Source organism: Streptomyces sp. NPDC054841 (assembly GCF_053611045.1).
In genome coordinates this window covers 1-3,115 of the sequence record NZ_JBSGZO010000722.1, presented here as the reverse complement: position 1 = coordinate 3,115, position 3,115 = coordinate 1, and the positions used below count along the sequence as shown (strand labels likewise).

Sequence of the window (3,115 nt, the reverse complement as noted above, 5' to 3'; positions counted from 1 at the left end):
GCCCCCGCGGGGGCGCCGCTCTACGGCGTCGGTTCGCGGGCGTCGTACCGCACGAATCCCCGTCCACGCAGGGCGAGCAGACCGATCGCCAGGACACAGGCGAGTCCGCCGCCGGTGATGGCGACCACCGGCGAGGTGAGGTCGGCGACCGATCCCGCGAGGAAGTCCCCCAGGCGCGGTCCACCCGCGACGACGACGATGAAGACGCCCTGGAGCCGTCCGCGCATCTCGTCCGGCGCCGCTGCCTGGAGCATGGTGTTCCGGAACACCATGGAGACGGTGTCGGCGCAGCCCGCGAGGGCGAGGAAGAACAGCCCGAGCCAGAGGTTCCTGGTCAGTCCGAACACCGCGATCGCCGCTCCCCAGGCCGCGACGGCGAGCAGGATCGCCACCCCGTGCCGCCGGATCCGCCCCAGCCAGCCGGAGAACACACCGCCGAGCAGCGCGCCGACGGCGGGGGCGGCGACGAGGAGACCGGTCGTGCGGGCGTCCCCGCCGTACCAGAGCACGGCGACGGCGGGGAACAGCGCCGTCGGCTTCGCCAGGATCATCGCGCAGAAGTCGGAGAAGAAGGTCATGCGGATGTTGGGGCGGGTGGCGAGGAAGCGCAGCCCGTCGAGGACCGAGGCCCGCTTCGTGTCCGTACGGTCCCGGTCGGGGAGCATCGACGGCAGCCGCCACATGGCGTAGAGCGCTGCGCCGAACGCGACGGCGTCGATGAGGTACGCGGCCTGGTAGCCGCCGTATCCGACGATGACGCCGCCCAGCATCGGCCCGATCAGCATGCCGGACGTCATCGTCATGGAGTTGAGGGCGTTGGCGGCGGGCAGCTGTTCGGCCGGCAGCAGCCGGGGGATCATCGCGCTGCGAGCGGGCGCGTTGAGCGCGGCGCACACCGCTTGCCCGGACACCACCGCGTACAGGAACCACACGTGGTGGAACCCCGCGAACGCGGCGGTGGCGAGCGCGGCCGACAGCACCGCGGACCCGGTCGCGCTGAACAGTCCGAGCCTGCGCCGGTCGACGGTGTCGGCGACGGCGCCGCCGTACAGCCCGAAGACGATCAGCGGAACGAGGGAGAAGAGCCCGACGAGCCCGACGGAGAACGTCGAGTGGGTGATGTCGTACACCTGGAGGGAGATCGCCAGGGTCGTCATGCCCTGACCGATCCAGGAGACGGTGTTCCCGAACCAGAGCCGCCGGTAGTGGACGGAGGCGCGCAGGGGCGTGAGATCGGCGAGGATACGGCGGCGGTCGCGGACGGGGGTGCCGGTCGCGGTCATATCCGACCGGCCACGGGCCAGGGGTGGTGGGCTGGTGTGCGGGCTGTTGGCGGCATGAGCGCAGTATAGGGACGCAGCGGGGTGGGCCCCTTACTCCGGGTGGGCGGGTGCGTTCACCCCGCCTCGACGCCGGGTGGGCGGGGCGCGTTCACCTCACCTGAACGCCGGCTCACTGCCGCGTCCGGCCACTGCCGGACGTGTCGCGAGCCGTACCGCGGGGAGTGTCGCGGGACGTGTCGCGAGCCGTACCGCGGGGAGTGTCGCGGGACGTGTCGCGAGCCGTACCGCGGGGAGTGTCGCGGGACGTGTCGAGGACCGTGCCGCGGAACGTGCTCCGGTCGGGGACTACGGCCCCCGCTCCCTCCGGACCCTCCGCCGGGGCGGCACGCTCGTCTCCGTGGCCTCCCCGGCCGAGACCCACCTGGAGGCCCCGGGCCGCCGAGCTCGGCCTCCGCGCCGGCTTCACGATCGTCGAACCCGACCACTCGGGCCTGAAGGAGATCGCCGCGCTCGTCGAGTCGGGCGGGCTGCGCGTCGAGATCGACACCGTGCTCCCCCTCGAACAGGCCGCCAAGGCCCACGAGATCGGCGAGAGCGGCCGCACGAAGGGAAAGATCGTCCTCACGGTCGCCGGCTGAGACGAACGGCGAACGGGGCGAGCGTTTGCGCCGTCCCGTACGCGGGCGCAGGGTGAACAGGTGCGGACGTACCCCACCTGATCCCGAGAGGACAGCGATCCTGATGCAGGGCAACGCCAAGGCAAAACAGATCAAGGGCAAGCTGAAGGAAACCCTGGGCAAGACCATGGGCGACAAGTCCATGGTCAGGCACGGCAAGGGAGACCAGCTGCGCGGCAAGGCACAGGAGATGGCGGAGAAGGCGGCCGACCGGGTCCGCAAAGCGACGAAGCACTGAGCAGACACCTGCCAGGTGCTGATCAGGCCCCTGGCCAGGACGCCGCCCCAGGCGAGGTCGAACCTCGCCCGGAAGGCCCGCTCCGATCGCGTGACGGCCCTACCCGGGACCACACTGGTCTCATGGCGTCCTGGCCGGGCGGCCGCACGCCGGAAGGAAGTTCCCCATGCCCACGGACGCGCACCCCGGTCCCCTGCGGGTGCTGGTGTTCGGCGCGGCGCTGCGGGCCGGGTCCATCAACGCCCGCCTGGCCTCCCTCGTGGCCCGCCTGATCGCCGACACCGGCGCCACCGTCGACCTCGCCACCATGCGCGACTTCGACATGCCCCTCTACGACGGCGATCTGGAGGACGAGGAAGGCCTGCCGACGGGCGCGCTCGCGCTGCGCGACCGGCTCGAACGCTGCGACGCCTTCGTGATCTCCTCCCCGGAGTACAACGCCTCCATGCCCGGAGTGCTGAAGAACGCGATCGACTGGGTCTCCCGCGTCCAGCCGCAGCCGTTCAAGTCCAAGCACGCGATGCTTCTGTCCGCCTCCCCGTCCATGGTGGGCGGCAACCGCGGGCTGTGGTCGCTGAGGGTTCCCCTGGAACACCTCGGCACCCGCGTCTATCCGGACATGTTCAGCCTCGCCAAGTCGCACCAGGGCTTCACCGAGGACGGCCTCCTCGCCGATTCGGGCCTGCAGGGACGCCTGGCCGAGACCGTAATGGCCTTCCTCAGCCTGGTGGAGGCCGATGTGAGCTACGTGTGCCTGCAGCGCCGCTGGTACGAGTTCCTCGGGGACCGTACCGAGGCGGCCGTCACCCAGCGGGCGGAGGACTAGGTGTATTGCCCTGTGAGGTTGGGGACGCGGCTGGCGGGTGGTTTGCCTGCGAGCGCGGTGTGTCCGCGGTGGTGATTGTAGGAGTGCAGCC

The 3,115-nt window shown here is 71.2% G+C and carries 4 protein-coding genes; 3 read left to right on the top strand and 1 reads right to left on the bottom strand.

The annotated features are described in order from the left end of the window. Positions 1-20 precede the first annotated feature (20 nt). Positions 21-1,283: an MFS transporter gene (locus ACWGI8_RS42290; protein WP_453668780.1), complete on the bottom strand. Its 1,263-nt coding sequence runs from the start codon at positions 1,281-1,283 to the stop codon at positions 21-23. Positions 1,284-1,588: 305 nt separating this feature from the next. On the opposite strand from ACWGI8_RS42290, the gene ACWGI8_RS42285 reads away from it, so the two are divergent. From ACWGI8_RS42285 to ACWGI8_RS42275, 3 genes are all read left to right on the top strand, one after another. Continuing rightward, complete coding sequence (locus tag ACWGI8_RS42285) at positions 1,589-1,921, top strand: zinc-binding dehydrogenase (RefSeq protein ID WP_453668779.1); 333 nt, start codon at positions 1,589-1,591, stop codon at positions 1,919-1,921. A gap of 103 nt (positions 1,922-2,024) precedes the next feature. Continuing rightward, complete coding sequence (locus ACWGI8_RS42280) at positions 2,025-2,198, top strand: CsbD family protein (protein WP_453668778.1); 174 nt, start codon at positions 2,025-2,027, stop codon at positions 2,196-2,198. Positions 2,199-2,364: 166 nt separating this feature from the next. After that, positions 2,365-3,024: an NADPH-dependent FMN reductase gene (locus ACWGI8_RS42275; protein ID WP_453668777.1), complete on the top strand. Its 660-nt coding sequence runs from the start codon at positions 2,365-2,367 to the stop codon at positions 3,022-3,024. Positions 3,025-3,115: the final 91 nt, after the last annotated feature.